This is a genomic window from Pseudomonas sp. PF05 (assembly GCF_056521845.1).
The window spans coordinates 181,322-199,706 of sequence record NZ_JBWLPW010000003.1; the positions used below are offsets into that span (position 1 = coordinate 181,322).

The 18,385-nt window shown below is 60.6% G+C and carries 12 protein-coding genes; 3 read left to right on the plus strand and 9 right to left on the minus strand.

Annotated elements, in window-relative coordinates:
* Positions 1-126 precede the first annotated feature (126 nt).
* From AC09SL_RS08435 to AC09SL_RS08465, 7 genes are all read right to left on the minus strand, one after another.
* A complete protein-coding gene (locus tag AC09SL_RS08435; protein ID WP_256587218.1) occupies positions 127-252 on the minus strand; it encodes a hypothetical protein in 126 nt (41 codons plus the stop codon).
* A gap of 175 nt (positions 253-427) precedes the next feature.
* Complete coding sequence (locus AC09SL_RS08440) at positions 428-607, minus strand: hypothetical protein (protein ID WP_003202673.1); 180 nt, start codon at positions 605-607, stop codon at positions 428-430.
* Positions 608-763: 156 nt separating this feature from the next.
* Positions 764-1,939, minus strand: a complete 1,176-nt coding sequence (locus AC09SL_RS08445; RefSeq protein ID WP_058544587.1) for a lactonase family protein — start codon at positions 1,937-1,939, stop codon at positions 764-766.
* The gene (locus AC09SL_RS08450; protein ID WP_058544592.1) at positions 1,926-2,222 is read right to left on the minus strand and encodes a DUF5629 family protein; all 297 of its coding nucleotides are present in this window, start codon (positions 2,220-2,222) and stop codon (positions 1,926-1,928) included. Before AC09SL_RS08450 ends, AC09SL_RS08445 begins: the two co-directional genes overlap by 14 nt.
* A gap of 234 nt (positions 2,223-2,456) precedes the next feature.
* Positions 2,457-4,037 carry an aldehyde dehydrogenase (NADP(+)) gene (locus AC09SL_RS08455; RefSeq protein ID WP_058544586.1) on the minus strand — a complete coding sequence of 527 codons (1,581 nt, stop codon included), beginning with the start codon at positions 4,035-4,037 and terminating at the stop codon, positions 2,457-2,459.
* 13 nt (positions 4,038-4,050) lie between these two features.
* Positions 4,051-5,043 carry an AraD1 family protein gene (araD1, locus tag AC09SL_RS08460; RefSeq protein ID WP_058544585.1) on the minus strand — a complete coding sequence of 331 codons (993 nt, stop codon included), beginning with the start codon at positions 5,041-5,043 and terminating at the stop codon, positions 4,051-4,053.
* Between the two features lie 252 nt (positions 5,044-5,295).
* Positions 5,296-6,618, minus strand: coding sequence for an MFS transporter (locus AC09SL_RS08465; RefSeq protein ID WP_058544584.1), 1,323 nt, complete (start codon positions 6,616-6,618; stop codon positions 5,296-5,298).
* 192 nt (positions 6,619-6,810) lie between these two features.
* On the opposite strand from AC09SL_RS08465, the gene AC09SL_RS08470 reads away from it, so the two are divergent.
* From AC09SL_RS08470 to AC09SL_RS08480, 3 genes are all read left to right on the plus strand, one after another.
* Positions 6,811-8,547 carry an IlvD/Edd family dehydratase gene (locus AC09SL_RS08470; RefSeq protein WP_058544583.1) on the plus strand — a complete coding sequence of 579 codons (1,737 nt, stop codon included), beginning with the start codon at positions 6,811-6,813 and terminating at the stop codon, positions 8,545-8,547.
* Positions 8,548-8,883: 336 nt separating this feature from the next.
* Positions 8,884-9,603, plus strand: coding sequence for a FadR/GntR family transcriptional regulator (locus AC09SL_RS08475; RefSeq protein ID WP_053119770.1), 720 nt, complete (start codon positions 8,884-8,886; stop codon positions 9,601-9,603).
* 99 nt (positions 9,604-9,702) lie between these two features.
* Positions 9,703-14,382: a dermonecrotic toxin domain-containing protein gene (locus AC09SL_RS08480; RefSeq protein ID WP_058544582.1), complete on the plus strand. Its 4,680-nt coding sequence runs from the start codon at positions 9,703-9,705 to the stop codon at positions 14,380-14,382.
* A gap of 237 nt (positions 14,383-14,619) precedes the next feature.
* On the opposite strand, the gene AC09SL_RS08485 is transcribed toward AC09SL_RS08480, so the two are convergent.
* Both AC09SL_RS08485 and AC09SL_RS08490 read right to left on the minus strand, forming a co-directional pair.
* The gene (locus AC09SL_RS08485) at positions 14,620-16,995 is read right to left on the minus strand and encodes an efflux RND transporter permease subunit (protein WP_058544580.1); all 2,376 of its coding nucleotides are present in this window, start codon (positions 16,993-16,995) and stop codon (positions 14,620-14,622) included.
* A gap of 43 nt (positions 16,996-17,038) precedes the next feature.
* Positions 17,039-18,091 (minus strand): WD40/YVTN/BNR-like repeat-containing protein, encoded by a 1,053-nt coding sequence (locus AC09SL_RS08490; protein ID WP_058544579.1) that lies wholly within the window; start codon positions 18,089-18,091, stop codon positions 17,039-17,041.
* Between the last annotated feature and the right edge of the window lie 294 nt (positions 18,092-18,385).

The following is an 18,385-nucleotide window of genomic DNA, read 5'->3' on the forward strand; positions in this document are numbered from 1 at the left end:
TTCCCCTAACACTTGAGTCTCAAGCGAAAGATCAAAAGATCGCAGCCTTCGGCAGCTCCTACACAGGCCCAGCGGGAGCAAGCTCCCTCGCCAAAAAAGCATTATGCAGCCCTGTTATCGAAGCAATCAGTCGCTCAGCAAACTCAATAATCGCTCACGCGCCACTTCCAACTCGCCGGCATCCGGCTGGGCCGCCGAGACAATCGGCGTGGAATAGAGAAACAGCAGCATCACCGCCAGACGCATCGCCATGGTGTCGGTCCTTAATCGGCAAAGGAGTCAATTTATCAGCGTCAAATTTAAACACATGGCCAAGTGATATTACAGCAGGATTTCTCCAGAAACGGCGAAGCCTGCGATCTTTTCTCTTGCACCTGTGGGTCGGTGAAGATGAAAAGATCGCAGGCTTCGGTCGTTGCGCGAGATTTCAGTGTTGGGTCTTGTGGTCCAGTGCCGCATAGAAGTTGGCGCTTTGTTGCAGGTATTTCTCGGTGTAGCTCTGGGTGCGATTTTTCTTGTCGCTGATCTCGACGCTGGCACTGGCGGGCAGCGCCACGGTGGCAGAGATAGCGGAAGCGGCGATCACGGAGAAGAGATTCAGATTCATGGCGGTAGACCTCGGATTCAGTTGGCTTGCTTGCCCGGTTGGGCCGTGAAGCAAACTTACGCGCCGAGGCGTCCTGCGTTGAAATGCTTTACATCACTTGCGAATATCAGTCTCGTTGATACAACGGCGCAGGCCCCAAAAAACGGGGCCTGCGGTCTATTGACGGACGATGAACTTCAAATCGCTGGGCGCATCCATCGGCATTTTCTGCACGGTTTTACCCAGCAGGCCGGTCTTCGGATCGCGCTCGATCACCACGATCTGGTTGCTCTTCTGATTGGCAATCAGCAGGAATTTCCCGCTCGGGTCGAGGCTGAACTCCCGTGGATGATCGCCTTCGACCGAGCGCCGCTGCAGCTCTTTGAGCGTGCCGGCGGCCGGGTCGATGGCGAACACCAGCACTTCGTTGGTGGTGCCCCGGTTGCTGACGTAGAGGAACTTGCCATCCGCGGACGCATGCAGCGCAGCCGCCGCCCTGCCCGGCTGCGGCTTGCCAGCCGCCAGGTCGACCAGTTGACGCTGGGTCAATCGGCCATCCTGATAATCGAACACCGCCACTTGCGCGCTCATTTCCATGGTCAGCCAGGCATGCTTGCCATCAGCGCTGAACAACAGGTGACGCGGGCCGCTGCCGGGCGGCAATTGCACGAATGCCGGATCGGCAGGTGTCAATGGTAGCTCGGGATTGGCCTTGGGGTCGTAGCGATAGACGAACACCTTGTCCGCCCCCAGGTCGTTGGCGAACACGTACTTGCCATCCGGTGAAGGCACCACCGAATGCACGTGAGCCGATTTCTGCCGCTCGGGATTGACCCGACTGGGCTGATGAGCGCCCGACTGCACAACCGGAGCCAGCTTGCCGTTCGATTCCACTGGCAGCACCACCAAAGTACCACCCGGGTTTTCCAAGACAGAATAATTACTGACCAGCAAATGCTGGCCATCGTGACTCAGGCTGGAATGGGTTGGCTCGTTACCCAGTGACTGCACCTGGTTGATCAGGCTCAGTTCATGGGTCTTCGGGTCAATGGCGTAGCTGCTGACCTTGCCCACCGGGTCTTTCTGGCCCGGCCCGTTTTCGTTGACCACGAACAACCGGGTCATGTCCTTGGAAAGGGTCAGCCACGATGGGTTGTCAGTCTTGATCACTTGCAACGGCTTGGCATCGAGCTGGCCGGTGCGGCTGTCGAATTGCATCCGGTAGATGCCCTGGCTCTGGCCGGCGGTGTAGGAACCCACCAGCAGTTGATGGCGTTCATCGGTGCCCGCCTGGACGCCCATGGCGCCCACGCTGCCGGCCATCAACAACGGCCAGAGACTACGCATCTTCATCTTCGTCGTCCTCATCGTCGTGGCCGCTGGTGGCTTCCACGCACTCCAAGTGGTGATCACCCGAATCGCTGGTGATGATCCAGTGGTTCAGGGTTCTATCGAAGGTCGCAGCCAGCATCTGCGCCGGCGTAAAACGCCAGTGCTCGAGGGTACGACCGTTCATGCACTCGACGTGCAGTTGGTCCTGTTCGTCGAGGGAGAAATCGAACGCATGCAGCCCGTCGATGATAAGCATGTCGCAGGATTCGAGGGCATGCAGCAGGTGGTCGGTTACGGCAGTCATGGTGATCAGTCGGTCGTTGGGAAAGTCGCCATGATAACCCAATGTGGGCGTGGGCCTTGGGCCATAAGGTTCGAAAGCGCTGTCGACTGGAAGATCGCCATCGCGAGCAAGCTCCCACAGTGGATATTTTGTGAATACAAAACTGGTGTTCACTGAAAATCCAACTGTGGGAGCGAGCTTGCTCGCGATGAGGCCGCTACATTCAACTTGAACATAACGACCTCACCGCAACCCTCAGAGCGCCTCGCGCCCCGGCACCCCATCCACCAACCGCAAGAGCCCCAACGGGTTGGCATTCTTCAGCGGCTCGGGCAGCAGGCTGTCCGGGTAGTTCTGGAAGCACACCGGACGCAGGAAACGATCGATCGCCAGGGTGCCCACCGACGTACCACGGGCATCGGACGTCGCCGGGTAAGGCCCACCGTGCACCATCGAATCGCACACCTCCACCCCGGTCGGATAACCGTTGAGCAGGATGCGGCCGACCTTCTGCTCCAGCAACGGCGTCAGTTCGCTGAACCGCTCGAAATCCGCTGGCTCGCCGATCATCGTTGCCGTCAGTTGGCCGTGCAGGCCGTTCAGCGCGGCGCTCAGTTGCGCCTGGTCCGCGACTTCGACAAACACCGTGGTCGGGCCGAAGACCTCTTCTTGCAGCGCCTCGTCACCGTTGATCAGCAGGCTGGCGTCGGCCTTGAACAACTGCGGCTGGGCCTGGCCGCCCTGCTGTTCGCGTCCGGCCAAGTGTTCGATGCCTGGGTGAGCCAGCAACTTCTGCAGACCCTTGCCGTAGCTTTGCAGCGTGCCGGCGTTGAGCATGGTCTGGGGCGCCTGATCGCCGATCAACGCCGCCACTTGCTGGGTGAAGGCGGTGAACTGCGGCGAACGAATGCCGATCACCAGGCCCGGGTTGGTACAGAACTGGCCGCAGCCTTGCACCACCGAGGCGGTCAGGTCGCGAGCGACGCTCTCGGCGCGGGTTTCCAGCGCTTGCGGCAACACGATCACCGGGTTGATGCTCGACATTTCGGCAAACACCGGGATCGGCTGCGGCCGCGCGGCCGCCATGTCGCACAGGGCGCGCCCGCCCTTGAGGGAGCCGGTGAAACCCACGGCCTGGATCGCCGGGTGCTTGACCAGCCATTCACCAACGCCACCGCCGTAGATCATGTTGAACACACCCGCCGGCATCGCCGTCTTTTCAGCCGCGCGGATGATCGCATCGGCCACGTGTTCGGCGGTCGCCATGTGGCCGCTGTGGGCCTTGAACACCACCGGGCAACCGGCCGCCAGGGCCGACGCCGTGTCGCCACCGGCGGTGGAAAACGCCAGGGGGAAGTTACTGGCGCCAAACACCGCCACCGGCCCGAGGCCAATGCGGTATTGACGCAGGTCCGGACGCGGCAACGGCGTGCGTTCAGGCAACGCCCGATCGATGCGCGCACCGTAGAAATCACCGCGGCGCAGGACCTTGGCGAACAAACGCATCTGCCCGCTGGTGCGACCACGCTCGCCCTGGATCCTGGCTGCTGGCAACGCGGTTTCACGGCAGACCACGGCCACGAACGCATCGCCCAAGGCATCCAGTTCATCGGCAATGGCCTCAAGGAACTCGGCCCGGCGCACCGCACTCAGGCTGCGGTAGGCCGGATAAGCCGTCGCGGCAGCCTTAGCGGCGGCGTCGACTTCTTCTGCCGTGGCCTGGACGAATTCATGGGGCAAGGTCTCGCCGGTACTGGCGTCGACGCTTTGCAGACGTGTCTGGCCGGCCGCACTGCGCGCCCCACCGATGTAGTTGTGGCCAAGGATCTGGTTCATCGCAAGTCTCCTTTTAAAGTGTGCCGATAGTACCCGGGTTGAACACCGCGTCTACCGGGGCAATGCCGTTGACCAGCGGCGCGCCGAATTCAGCCTGGCTGATTTCGAACACATCCCCCGGCTGCGTGCGGATGCCATCGGCGAACGACAGGGTCGCGGTGCCGAAGAAGTGAACGTGGACGTCCCCCGGGCGCAGGAACTGACTGTACTTGAAATGGTGGAATTCCAGGTTTTCGAGGCTGTGGCACATGTTCGCCTCGCCGCTGAGGAATTCGTTCTGCCACAGCACTTCGCCGTTGCGCAGGATACGACTGGTCCCGGAAAGATGTTGAGGCAGTTCACCTACGCGAAGTTCCGGGCCAAAGCTGCAACTGCGCAATTTCGAATGAGCCAGGTACAGGTAATTCTTGCGCTCCATCACGTGGTCGGAGAACTCGTTGCCCACGGCAAAGCCCAGCCGATAGGGTCTGCCGTCGTGACCGATCACATACAGGCCGCTGATTTCCGGCTCCTCGCCAGCGTCTTCAGCGAACGGCGGCAACGGGAACGGATGGCCCGGACGGACAACGATGCTGCCGTCGCCCTTGTAGAACCACTCCGGTTGCACGCCGGCCTGCCCGGCCTCGGGTTTACCGCCCTCCACACCCCACTTGAAGATGCGCATGGTGTCGGTCATGGCCGCTTCGTCGCCGGCCTGCTGGTGCATCTTGTCCCGGGCCGAGGCGCTGCCCAGGTGGGTCAGGCCGGTGCCGCTGACCAACAGGTGCGCCGGGTCCGGGTGGTCCAGTGGCGGCAGGATGCGCAGCTCACCGAGCAACCGGGCGTAGTCATGGCTCGCCCCCAGGCCCAGGCTGTCGACCTGTTGCTCAAGCTTCACGCCCCCCTCGATAGCCGCCAGCGCCAGCTCGCGCACGGTGCCGGCGCCCTGCACTTCGCGCACCCGATCGCCATCGACCACACCGACGCGGCGTTCGCCGTTACTCAATTCGAACTGAACTAGACGCATGGGTTTCTCCCTGTAAACAAAACTTGAATAGGCGTAGCAGGCTTTTGTGGTGTAGGAGCTGCCGAAGGCTGCGATCTTTTGATCTTGATCTTGATCTTGATCTTTCGCTTGAGATTCAAGTGTCTGGGGAAAGATCGCAGCCTCGTTTCACTCGACAGCTCCTACTCAGCTCCTACACAGCTCCTACACGCAGTCGAGCGGGAGCAAGCTCTCTCGCCACAAAAACTCGCTCCAGAGTTGATTGCGGTGACCTCAGGTACGCGTTGCCCCTCGCGCGCTGGCCGCGAACTGGTCCGCCGGCAGCACATGCTTGCGCTCCAGCAGGCGATAGACCACGCCGGTCAACACCAGGCCGAACACCATCACACAGGACAGGAAATACAGCCCCGAGGCCAGGTTGCCGGTGTACTCCTTCAGCGCACCGATCACGAACGGGCCGATGTAGCCGCCCAGGTTGCCCACCGAGTTGATCAGCGCAATGCCCGCCGCCGCGCTGGCGCCGGCAAAAAAGCGCCCCGGCAAGGTCCAGAACACCGCCGTGCAGGAAAATAGCGCGAACGCCACCAGGCACAACGCCGCCAATTGCAACACCGGCACCGACAGCCAGGCACTGAGGAACAGGCCGATGGCCCCTAGCACATAGAGCACGGCCAGATGACCGTAGCGATCATTCAAACGGTCGGAACTGCGAGGAATGATCAGCAAACCGATGATGCCGAAGATGTAGGGCACCGAGGACACGAAACCGGTCACCAGGTCCGTTCCGCCAAATTGCTTGATCAACGTGGGCAGCCACAGGCCCAGCCCGTAGATACTCAGGGTGACCGGCAAATAGAACAACGCCAGTAGCAGGACGCGCTTGTCCTTCAAGGCGTGCAGCGGATTGCCATGACGGGTCTGGCCGTATTCCTCAAGGTCTTTTTTCAGTTCACCAGTCAGCCAGTCCTTCTCGGTCTGATCCATCCATTTCACCTGTTGCGGACCGTCCGGCAAATAACGCAGCACCGGCCAGGTCAGCAGGATCGCCGGCATACCGATGACGATGAACAACCACTGCCAGCCGTGCAGCCCCAGGACACCGTCCATGCCCAGCAAGCCGCCGGATACGGGACCGGTGATCATCATGGCGATGGGTTGGGAAAGAATGAACAGCCCCAGGATCTTGCCGCGATGGCGCACCGGGAACCACTGGGTGATGTAGTACAGCACGCCCGGGAAGAACCCGGCTTCGGCCGCGCCCAGCAAAAAGCGCATTACATAGAAGCTATGCGGGCCTTGCACGAACGCCATGCCGATGGTGATGGCGCCCCAGGTGATCATGATCCGCGCGAACCAGCGCCGGGCACCGAAGCGTTCCAGCATCAGGTTGCTGGGGATCTCCAGCAGGAAATAACCGATGAAAAACAGCCCTGCACCCAGGCCGTAGGCGGCGTCGCCGATGCCCAGGTCGGCCCCCATGTGCAGCTTGGCAAAGCCCACCGCAGAGCGGTCCACGTAGGCGATCAGGTACAGCAGGATCAGGAAAGGAATCAGTTTGAGTGTGATGCGGCGAATAAGCCGCAATTCCTGGCTCATGGGACCGGTCTCCGATTGTTGTTGTTATGGAACCTTGGGGATTTCTCTCGCGAATGACCGCCAGGACAATCCCTCCGTTGAATTGGACTATATAGTAATACTATTTACCCAACAACACTTCCAAACCGCACAAATTGCGCTTATGTTACGCTTCATCTAGAACAATATAGTCATACAATAAGAGAATCGATCATGTCTGATAAGAAACCCTCCCTGCGCTCGGCCCAATGGTTTGGCACCGCCGACAAAAACGGCTTCATGTACCGCAGCTGGATGAAAAATCAGGGCATAGCCGACCATCAGTTCCATGGCAAGCCGATCATCGGCATTTGCAACACCTGGTCGGAGCTGACGCCGTGCAACGCGCACTTCCGGCAAATCGCCGAACACGTCAAGCGCGGTGTGATCGAGGCCGGAGGGTTCCCGGTGGAATTTCCAGTGTTCTCCAACGGCGAATCGAACCTGCGCCCCACCGCCATGCTGACCCGCAACCTGGCGAGCATGGACGTGGAAGAGGCGATTCGCGGCAACCCGATTGACGGCGTGGTGCTGCTCACCGGTTGCGACAAGACCACCCCCGCCTTGCTGATGGGCGCCGCCAGTTGTGACGTGCCGGCCATCGTCGTCACCGGCGGGCCGATGCTCAACGGCAAGCACAAAGGCCAGGACATCGGCTCGGGCACGGTGGTCTGGCAATTGAGCGAGCAGGTCAAGGCCGGCACCATCACCCTTGACGATTTCCTTGCGGCCGAGGGCGGCATGTCCCGCTCGGCCGGCACCTGCAACACCATGGGCACCGCCTCGACCATGGCCTGCATGGCCGAAGCCCTCGGCACCTCCCTGCCCCACAATGCGGCGATTCCGGCCGTGGACGCACGGCGTTATGTGCTGGCCCACATGTCCGGTATGCGCGCCGTGGAAATGGTCCGTGAAGACCTGAAGCTGTCGAAGATCCTGACCAAGGAAGCCTTCGAAAACGCCATCCGCGTCAACGCGGCCATCGGCGGTTCGACCAACGCGGTGATCCACCTCAAGGCCATTGCCGGGCGTATCGGCGTGCAACTGGACCTCGACGACTGGACCCGCATCGGTCGCGGCATGCCGACCATCGTCGACCTGCAGCCGTCCGGGCGCTTCTTGATGGAAGAGTTCTACTACGCCGGCGGCCTGCCCGCCGTGCTGCGTCGCCTCGGCGAAGCCAACCTCATTCCGCATCCAAACGCGTTGACGGTCAACGGCAAGAGCCTGGGGGAAAACACCAAGGACGCACCGATCTACGGCCAGGACGAAGTCATTCGCACCCTGGACAACCCGATCCGCGCCGACGGCGGTATCTGCGTGCTGCGCGGCAACCTCGCGCCACTGGGCGCAGTGCTCAAGCCGTCCGCCGCCACCGCCGAACTGATGCAGCATCGCGGACGTGCGGTGGTGTTCGAGAACTTCGACGAGTACAAGGCACGGATCAACGACCCGGAACTGGACGTGGACGCCGACTCGATCCTGGTGATGAAAAACTGCGGGCCGAAGGGTTATCCGGGCATGGCCGAAGTGGGCAACATGGGCTTGCCCGCCAAGCTACTGGCCCAGGGCGTGACGGACATGGTGCGCATTTCCGACGCACGCATGAGCGGCACCGCCTACGGCACGGTGGTGCTGCACGTGGCACCGGAAGCCGCCGCCGGCGGACCTCTGGCGGCGGTGAAGGAAGGCGACTGGATCGAGCTCGATTGCGCCAGCGGCCGCCTGCACCTGGACATCCCGGACGCCGAACTCGCCGCGCGCCTGGCCGACCTGCCGCCACCGCAGAACCTGTTGGTGGGCGGTTATCGCCAGTTGTACATCGACCACGTGCTCCAAGCGGACCAGGGTTGTGACTTCGACTTCCTGGTGGGCTGCCGCGGCGCCGAGGTGCCACGCCACTCCCACTGACCCGTTATGAGGTGCTGTGCAGGTGCTCGTGCGTGCTGTGCAGGTGCTCGTGCGTGCTGTGCAGGAGCTGTGTAGAGCTGTGTAGGAGCTGTGTAGGAGCTGTCGAGTGCAACGAGGCTGCGATCTTTCCCCTAACACTTGAATCTCAAGCGAAAGATCAAAGGATCAAAAGATCAAAAGATCAAAAGATCGCAGCCTTCGGCAGCTCCTACACAAATCCAGCAGGAGCAAGCTCTGGCCACAAGGTCACCAGCCCCAAGGGTTTGGCCTGATGAATATCCGCCGCGCCTGCTATCATGCGCAGCACTCCCCTCGCACAGGATCGCGCCGCCTCCCATGGATTACCGCAAACCCTCCGACCGCAAAAGCATGCACGCACGCATCGTCCAGGAACTGGGCATGCAGATCGTTTCCGGACGCTTCAAGCCGGACGACAAACTGCCCGCTGAAGCCTTGTTGTGCGAAGAGTATGCGGTCAGCCGCCCGGTGCTGCGCGAAGCCACGCGGGTGCTGGTCGCCAAGGGCCTGGTGTATTCGCGCCCGCGCGTGGGCACGGTGGTCAAGGCCCGGCGGGAATGGCACATGCTCGACCCGGATGTGCTGCACTGGCTGATGCAGAGCAGCCCGCAGAATGAATTCTTCAACCTGCTCACCAGCGTGCGCAGCATCATCGAGCCGGCCGCCGCTGCCCTCGCCGCACAGTTCGCCGACGAGGCCGACATTGCTGCCATCCGCGAAGCCTACCAGCGCATGGAAGCGGCCCCGACCCCCGAGGCCGTGCTGCAACCGGACCTGGACTTCCACAGTCGCATCGCCGACGCCACTCACAACGACCTGCTCGCCAACCTCTGCAACATGTTGTCGGTGGCGATCGCCGAGGCACTCAAGCATTCCAACCAGCGGCCCAACCTGCATGAACTGGCGATGCCGCGACACAAGGCAATCCTCACCGCCATCGAGAACCGCGACGCCCTCGGTGCCCGCCATGCCACGCTGGTGCAGCTGGACGATGCGCGCAGCGCACTGAATGTAGTACTGGGCAGCGATCCTGCCTGATACGGTGCGGTAACTATGTACCGCACAGCGCATTGAAGAAATTCCGAAACTGGCGTGGTCGTCATCCCGACGACCACGAGTCCAGGAAAAGGATTTCTTATGACCTCCCCCTCTCCGGCTGACAGCCATTGCGCATTTTCGCAAAACGTCAGCCAGCGATTTGCCGGACGCCCGACGTTCGAGCAAGTCGCACAGAAAGCACTGCAACAGGCGATTCAGAAAAGATTCCCCACCTCGAACATCGACCTGTCCAAAACCAAACTGGCAACCCCGGATGTGGCCGCTCGCCGCTGGCGCTTCCAGCCTTTCATGCGCCTTGTGCTCGATTACCTGAGCCTTGGCACGCCTTTGGATTTCACGCCACAAGGAAACTTCGACTGTTATCTGTCCGATGCCCCGCCGCACCGCCTCAAATCAGGCGATTACAGCCTGGACATGAAGGTCATCGAAAAACTCGTGCTTGAACTGCCCGTGACGATACCGATCGAACTGGAAGATGCCCTGACCCGCTATTGGAACGCTGACATCGATGACGCCCCCCAAGTCGATGACCGCACCTCCACCAACCGCTGGCAATGGCTCAGCGACACCTTGCGCAACATGCTGCATATCCAAGGGCTGCAACAGCCTGGATTGAGTGAGCCGGTGCGCGAGGCCCTGGATCAGATCGTACGTTGGCCCGACCGCGAACAGCGTTTCAAAAACAATGTCCCTCCCGTCTACGCCTACAGCTTGGAAAGCATCGTCACCTACGGCGCCTCCACTGCGCAGTTGCCAAGCAGCGAGATCCTGCTGCTGCATTACACCCCCAATGACCTGGTCATCGTGCTGTGCAGCCCTGACAACGCCGTGCGAACCTTCGATTCACTGGATGCTTTCAATGACTTTTGGGCTGAACGGATTGCCAACGCCTACCTCGTCGACAGCGTCACCTGCCAACGCTATGAAATAGGCGGCAACGCCTTCGATACCCAGGCGCAACTGATACTGGAGCAGCAACTGGCGGACCTGAGGGCTGTGCAACTGCCCTCGCGGATCGGCCCACAGAAGCTCGGGATGCTCTATAGCGAGCTGAGCGATCCAGCTCGCTCTATGGGCGGGGCCACCTGCCTCGCGACGCAGACAGTGGCAAAACTGCGGCCGATACTGCCCGACTGGCTCAAAACAGCGGCCAGCGTCGACCAGGCGAGGTTCCAGCGATATAGCCTGGCGATGGCCAGCGTCAAGAAACGCAGCCAAGGGCGTCCCCCTGTCAGCGACATCAGGGCTTTCGCGGCTGACGCGTTGCTCAGCAAGATGAATGAAACCAACGACAATGACAAAGCCAAGGCTGACGCCAACCGCTTCCAACCGGATGACGTGGAGCTGATCTTCACAGTCTCCGCAGGGTATCCGGGGACTGTCGGCATCAGCGAAAAAAGGACAATGAGTCTGACGCAACTGGCCATCGACAACCTCATCGCGCGCCCCAGTGGAAACCTGGCGCTCAGCCATCGCCGGGGTTTGACACTGCCCGCATGGTTGACGCCGGACTTCATCACCCGCCGGGGTGGGCTGATCGAACAGCTCGACATTGGCACCACCTACCCTCGCTACCTGCAACAGGAGCTGTTGGGGGACTCGCCTCAAGCGCTCGACTACCAACGGATCTTTGCAGAACAGGTCCCGGCGCAGCTACCGCTCGAGGCGTTACAGCAAGTGCTCGGCAACGAAAACGGCATGACCCGTCAAGGGCTGCGCCTGATTGAAGCCCTGTTGCAACCGGACGCAGGCGACCAGCAGGTTGATGGTCGCCCCGTGGTGATCCGACACTTGGCCTTCCTGCGCAAGCCCCTGGCCCGGCCCGACATCGTGAGCAACATGTTCATTATCGAGGCGCAGGACACCAGCACGGGGCCGCACGTGTTGTATCGTCCCCTGTATACGCCCGTACTGATGGAGTTCCCGACGCGCCAGGCGCTGTTACAGTCTGTCATCAGCGACATCGAACTGCAGAACAGCGTCCTGACCTGGATGTCCGACGACGCCCGCCCGGTGTACACCAATGGCGGCTTCCAGCAGCCGCACATCGTGCACTTTCTCCAGGGCGACGAGTTTGGCGTTCCTGAAGTGCCCGCCCCCGCGACGCTCGCCACCCATGCCGACAGCGATGAACTGCTGCAATACCTGCGCAACGGCAAGCTGATGCAATACCTGTATGGCTGCAACGCCCAAGCCCTGATCACCCAGGCCGACCGCGCTTCGATTTCCAACCGTGAAAGCCGCTGGGCGGTGCTGCTCAAGGGCGCGAGCCTGCTGTTCAATACGTTGCTGTTCCCACTGCTACGCGGTCCGACCATGACCGTCGCCTGGCTATGGAGCCTGATGGCCGCCGCCAGCCACGACATTCCAGACCTGAGCAGTGACGATCCCGTGACGCGGGAACTGGCCGCTGTCGATTTGCTGGTCAACCTCGCCATGTTGGTGACCCAGTTTCCTTCCATTCAGGCACCTGTTCGCCCTTCCGTGCCCATGTCGATCAAGGAACAAGCGATGCACGCCCCGGCGCCGCGCCTCGTTGCACAGCAATGGCCCGCACCCGACCTGCCAACCATCCGCCAGGGATCCATTGCCTTGCCTGGCGAACATCCCAATGCTTTCCTGGATTTCAGTTTCAGCAACCCTCGAAACCGGCTGACGCAGGAACAACGCACCCGTCTCCTGCGCATGCAGGTACCACGCCCCGCGTCATTGCCTGTGCCGATCCCGTACGGGCCTTTGAAAGGTTTGTACTTGATCGCCGAAAAGTGGCATGCGTTGCTCCAAGACGGTCTGTATCAAATCGACCTGGATCCGGAAGGTCAGATCACGATTATCGACCCGCTTGATCCGACACAAAGGGGCCCCGCCCTGCGAGCGGATCCCGAGGGTAACTGGTCCCTGGACCTGCGCTTGCGCCTGCTCGGCGGCGCACCGCCCAAACGCCTGGCCGACCAGCGTCGCCAGAATGCCCGCAGAGCCGCCGAGCTGAGCCAGGAACTGGAGAACTTCCTCACCCAGCAGGTCGACCAACAACGAGCTATCGACGTTGCCCAACAGGTGATGACCCTGTTCCAGGATGGAAGCCGCTATTCCGAAGAACAACGCGCGCCGAAGCGAAAAATTTATGACGGGCTGCTCAATGAACAGACGGCCATTTATCTAAAGCTCTTGGACAGCGCAGCGGAGCGCGCGCGGCTGAAAATTGAGTTCCCGTCTGTAATGCTGCGCGGGCTGATGGAAAATGTGATCAACAATGCCCGCAAATCTGTCGTGGTCATCGAGATGGAACTGGACGCCCTCATTGCCGCCAATCCGGGGTTTGCGCTAAGGCCTATGGATGAACTGGTGGCCGGCGGTATCGAGGGGTATTTGAGGTACCTGGATGCCCTCTGTGAACTCAATGATCGCTCCATTCATTGGCTGGAACTCAAGGACGCCTATCTGGAGAAGCTGCTGAATCTGGATTCCGACGGCGCGCAAGCGTTCGAACGCCTGACCAGCGACCGCCCGCAGAACGAAAAAAACGCAATAGGCGTCAAGGCCTTTCAACTGTCCTTGCTTCCGTTGCTGGCGATCAAAAGTCTCGGATCCGGCCTGTCCGAGAGCCTGCATCTCGTTGTCAAGCCACTGTCCGAGCAGATGCGCTCCCATGCGAACTTGCAATTGTACGAACTGCCCCCCTCGGACCAGCTTGAGGTGTTGACCAGTCTGACCGAGCAATATGGTGAAGCACTGGATGCCCTGCAGGGCATGAAAGCCCTCTATGCCGACGACATCCAAGAAGCCAACTTCGACAGGCTGATCAAACTGGTTGGCAGCCTGTATCAGGATACGTCCGGCAAATTGGCAACAGAAGTCAAACCGGAACCGACACCACGCAAACGTGCGCCCAAGCGTTCGAAGGCGCCCAGTGGCCAGCCTCAGAAAAAAGTGATCAAGACTCGAAAGAATGGCGTACTGATCGGCGATCTGAAACCGGCTGGCACCTCACTGCCGATTGAAGTCGTCGAGCTGCGTTCCCAAGTCGACGATGAAGTGATTGCCACCTATTCGCAGCATGGCGAAGTGTGGGATCCCGTCGACATACGCCGGCCGGCGCCCGCGCCCAAAACCCGGTCGGTCAATGCCATCAAGCGTGACGCACGCCAGTTGCTCGACCAACTGGACGTCCGTCTGAGCCGTGCAGAAGGCTACAAGAGCCGCTGTCGCCACCCCCAGGAAATCGAAGAGATCATGAACAATGAGGCGAGCCGTTTTCGCACGATCTCGGCAGAACTCGACAGGGCCTACGCAGCCAAGCAAACCGAACGGACCCAGGCGGATCACGCCTTGAGTCAAAGCCTTTCAGAGGCTATTTCCGCGCTGACCGCCAAGGGCACGGCCTTGCGCATTGAACTGAGCATGCGACTGCCGCCTACCGACGGCAACCTTAGCTACCTGTTCGAGAAAAATCTCATCCAGGTCGCGCGGCTCGGCGGGCGCAAGGCCCTGAGAGGGACCCGCAAGGATTTTCTCCAGGAATATGCCATCAATGACCGTGACGGAGCGGCCCTGTGGTATGCACATTTTCACTACGAAAAAGTCGATACGCCGAAGGCTGGCTACAGCGTCGCGCATCTGAAAACCAAGGAGCAGCGTCGAGAAGACTATTATTCCCTGCTCGCCAAGGCGAATAGCCCTTACGCGGTGGTGAATGTGCATCGAGGGAAAATCGGCAAACCCCTGGCGCAAAGCAAGTTCTTGCCGTTGGCGACCTGATTACAACACAAGCGTAAGGATAGTGATGCCGCTCACCCAGCTCCCACTGGCTGCAGGAGCCGCGAGGGAGCTGTGTAGGAGCTGTGTAGGAGCTGTCGAGTGCAACGAGGCTGCGATCTTTCCCCTACCAACTGAGTCTTGAGCGAAAGATCAAGATCAAAAGATCGCAGGCTTCGCCAGCTCCTACAGGGGCCAGGGGGAGCAAGCTCCCTCACCAAAGATTTACTTCAGCCCCAATCAATGAGCAAACAACGAATTGCCCTTCTGCCCCGCCAGTTTTTCCGGTTTGATCAGGAACCGCGCCAGCGCCGGCAGCAGCCAGAGCGCGCCGAACATGTTCCATAGCAGCATGAACGTCAGCATCAACCCCATGTCCGCCTGGAACTTGATGGCCGAAAAGATCCAGGTGCACACGCCAATGGCCAGGCACAGACCGGTGAACAATACCGCTTTACCGGTGGACTTCAGCGTCTGGTAATAGGCCTCCTGCAATGGCAGCCCGGCCCGCAGGAAACTTTCCAGGCGGCTGTAGATGTAGATGCCGTAGTCCACCCCAATCCCCACGCCCAGTGCTACCACCGGCAGGGTCGCGACCTTCACGCCAATGCCCATGAACGCCATCAGGGCGTTGCCCAGCACCGAAGTGAGCACCAGCGGCAGCACGATGCACAGCGTCGCCGCCCAGGAACGGAAGGTGATCATGCACATGGTCGCCACGCAGATGTACACCAAAATCAGGATGGTCAGTTCCGACTCCTTGATCACTTCGTTGGTGGCTGCCTCGATACCGGCGTTACCGGCGGCGAGGATGAACTCCAGGCCATCGCGGTTGTTTTCCTTGGCGAAGTCCTGCACCGCCTTCACCGCACGGTCCAACGTCTCGGCCTTGTGGTCGTTGAGGAACACCAGCACCGGTGCCAGGGAGCAATTGTTGTTGTACAGGCCATCGGCCCGGGCAATGGAGTTGTTCAGCACGTCAGGGTTGCGCGACAGGGTCTCCCATTTCAGGCTGCCCTCGTTCATGCCCTTGATCATTTGCTTGGACACGGTCACCAGGGAAATCGCCGACTGCACGCCCTCGGTGTTCTGCATCTTCCACATCAATTCGTCGATAGGAGCCATGGCCTCATAGCGCGAGCAACCTTCGGTCTTGGTCTTGACCATCACCACCAATACATCGGAGCTGGTGGAGTAATTGCTGATGATGAAGTTGTTGTCCTGGTTGTAGCGCGAGTCCGGACGCAGCTCCGGCGCGCCCTGGTCCAAGTCACCGATCTTCAGGTTCTGGCTGTACCAGAGGCCACCGCCAAAGGCGATTACCGCCAGGGCAATGGACACCGGCGCGACCTTGGCACTGGCGAAGTTCGACAGCAGGCGCCAGAACGGATGTTCGCGGGTCGCGTCTTTCTTGCTGCGCTCGACCGCACGCTTGCTGATGCCGGCGTAGGAGATCGCCACCGGCAGCAGGATCAGGTTGGTAAACACGATCACCGCCACGCCGATGGAGGCACCGATGGCCAGTTCGCGGATCACGCCGATGTCGATGATCAGCAAGGTGATGAAGCCCACGGCGTCCGCCAGGATCGCGATCATCCCTGGCAGGAACAACTGCCGGAAGGTGCGCCGCGCCGCCGTCAGGGCGTTGTCCGCATCGCTGGACTGCAAGGCGATGCCGTTGATTTTCTGCACGCCGTGGGAAATGCCGATGGCGAAGATCAGGAACGGCACCAGCATCGAGTACGGATCCAGGCCAAACCCGGCCGCATGCATCAGCCCCAGTTGCCAGACCACCGCCACCAGGGTGGTCGTCAACACCGCAATGGTGCTGCGCATGCAGTGGGTGAACCAGTACAGCAGGATCAGGGTGATGACGAAAGCCACGCCGAAGAACAGCACCACCATGACCAGGCCGTCGATCAGGTCGCCGACCTTCTTGGCGAAACCGACGATGTGGATCTGCACGTTGGGGTTCTGGGCTTCGAACTTGTTGCGAATCTTGTCTTCAAGTTCGTGGGAGAACTTCTGGTAATCCAGGGCGAGCAATTTGCCCTGGTCCTGTGGGTCGGGATAGGACTCCAGCAGCGGGATGTCGATGATGCTCGACTTGAAATCGTTGGCCACCAGGCGCCCGACCTGGCCGGACTTGAGCACGTTGTTGCGCAGCAGATCGAGGCTGTCGGCCGAGCCGTTGTAGCTCTGGGGGATCACCTCGCCACCGGCGAAGCCCTCCTCCGTCACTTCGGTCCAGCGCACGCTCGGGCTCCACAACGACTTGAGCCCGGAACGGTCGACACCGGAGATGTAGAACACCTCGTCGTGGATCTGGCGCAGGGTCTCCATGTATTCCTTGGAGAAAATGTCGCCGTTGGTGGCCTCCACGGAAATGCGCACCGTGTTGCCCAGGTTCGCCAGGTCGTTGCGGTGCTCGAGCATCTTCTGGATGAAGGGGTGCTCGAGGGGGATCATTTTTTCGAAACTGGTGGACGGCCGGATCAGCGTGGCCTGCCAGAACAGGAAAACGCTGACCAGCAGGCAAATGACGATCACTGCCGGGCGGTTGTTGAAAATCAGGCGCTCGAGAAACGTCGCCTTGTCTTGGTGATGACTGCTCATGGGTTCCGCCTTCTTGTTTTTGTGCCCGTTTTGCAGGCCTGACTCATTTGCTCAGTTCGGCGCCGGTGGACGTGGTGGCACGAACGCCGCCCTGCCCCGCCAGGATCAGGTTGCCGTTGCCTGCCGCCGTGACGGCGGCCACGGAGATTCGATCCGGGCGGTTGAACACGCTGAAGGTCTCGCCGTCGTCGGTACTGCGCACGACGCTGCCGCCGTTGCCGACAATCACGATGGAACCGTCCGCCAGCAGCGTGGCGCCTGACAGGCCGAACTCCAGGGCCCCGCGCGCAGCCTGGAGCTCGACCTGATCCCAAGTGCCGCCGAAGTCAGTGGAACGATAAAGGTTGCCGCGCAAGCCATAGGCCAGCAGCGTCGAAGGTTGGGCGGTGCCGATAACACCGAACAGCGAGCCTTCGTATGGGCCTTCGACTTTTTCCCAGGTCTGGCCCCAATCGGCGGAGCGGAACATGCTGCCGGCCTCGCCGACGATGAACAGCCCGGCATCTTTCACGGCGGCGATCGCATTGAGGTGGAACTGGTCTTCGTTATCCAGGCGGTCGCTGGCGTCTTCCCAGTGCTTGCCGCCGTCAGCAGTTTCCAACAGTGCGCCATAGGCGCCCACGGCGAAACCGTTGCTGGCATCCTTGAACCAGACATCCAACAATGGCGCTTCACGAGCGAGGTCTTCGAATTGCTTGGTCCAGGTGCTGCCGCCGTCATCGCTGGCGAGGATCTGCGCGTCGTGCCCCACGGCCCAGCCGTGTTTGTCATCGACGAAAAATACCGCCGTGAGCAGTTGGCGAGTCGGCACCTTGGCCTGGGTCCAGGACGTGCCCTGGTCATCGGAATAGACAATGTGCCCGCGATCACCGACCGCCACCAGGCGCTGGCCGGCATGGACCACATCGAGCATCAGGGTTTTGCTGGCCTTGGCCGATTCGATGGAATAGATGACATCGGAGGTCGACGCCGCAACAGCCATCACCGGTGCCGACAATACGGCAGAGCCCAGCAGCGACAGCGCCGAAGCCAGCAATGCGACTCTGCGCAGTATCGGCGGCCGGCTGCGGCCCACAGCCATGACAGGCTCATTCATAGACCTTTCCCCCATTATTATTGTTAGGTCATTCAACCCTTCAGGGCGCCGTAAGCAGGCTCTGCAAGGTTGCCGGTCCTGGAGGATAGTCCTGAAACCTGCAATCTAGAGCCACTTCGGAAGCTGACCTATCCTATCGGGCTTTCGAAAGGTCTGACAATCGACGCCGCGTTATCTTTTGTTAACCACGGGGATATAGGCCAAGGGCGAATAAGAAGACATTCGTGAGGATGATGAATGTTGCGAGGGGGCAAGCTCCCACTGGCCATGCAGGAGCCATGCAGGAGCTGCGTA

Excerpts from the sequence above, each read along its gene's own strand:
- AC09SL_RS08465 (WP_058544584.1), bottom strand. The coding sequence starts at position 6,618 with ATGAGCCAGGAATTGCGGCTTATTCGCCGCATCACACTCAAACTGATT.
- AC09SL_RS08445 (WP_058544587.1), bottom strand. The coding sequence starts at position 1,939 with ATGAAGATGCGTAGTCTCTGGCCGTTGTTGATGGCCGGCAGCGTGGGC.
- AC09SL_RS08490 (WP_058544579.1), bottom strand. The coding sequence starts at position 18,091 with ATGAATGAGCCTGTCATGGCTGTGGGCCGCAGCCGGCCGCCGATACTG.
- AC09SL_RS08450 (WP_058544592.1), bottom strand. The coding sequence starts at position 2,222 with ATGACTGCCGTAACCGACCACCTGCTGCATGCCCTCGAATCCTGCGAC.
- AC09SL_RS08480 (WP_058544582.1), top strand. The coding sequence starts at position 9,703 with ATGACCTCCCCCTCTCCGGCTGACAGCCATTGCGCATTTTCGCAAAAC.
- AC09SL_RS08470 (WP_058544583.1), top strand. The coding sequence starts at position 6,811 with ATGTCTGATAAGAAACCCTCCCTGCGCTCGGCCCAATGGTTTGGCACC.
- AC09SL_RS08475 (WP_053119770.1), top strand. The coding sequence starts at position 8,884 with ATGGATTACCGCAAACCCTCCGACCGCAAAAGCATGCACGCACGCATC.
- araD1 (WP_058544585.1), bottom strand. The coding sequence starts at position 5,043 with ATGCGTCTAGTTCAGTTCGAATTGAGTAACGGCGAACGCCGCGTCGGT.
- AC09SL_RS08485 (WP_058544580.1), bottom strand. The coding sequence starts at position 16,995 with ATGAGCAGTCATCACCAAGACAAGGCGACGTTTCTCGAGCGCCTGATT.
- AC09SL_RS08440 (WP_003202673.1), bottom strand. The coding sequence starts at position 607 with ATGAATCTGAATCTCTTCTCCGTGATCGCCGCTTCCGCTATCTCTGCC.
- AC09SL_RS08435 (WP_256587218.1), bottom strand. The coding sequence starts at position 252 with ATGGCGATGCGTCTGGCGGTGATGCTGCTGTTTCTCTATTCCACGCCG.
- AC09SL_RS08455 (WP_058544586.1), bottom strand. The coding sequence starts at position 4,037 with ATGAACCAGATCCTTGGCCACAACTACATCGGTGGGGCGCGCAGTGCG.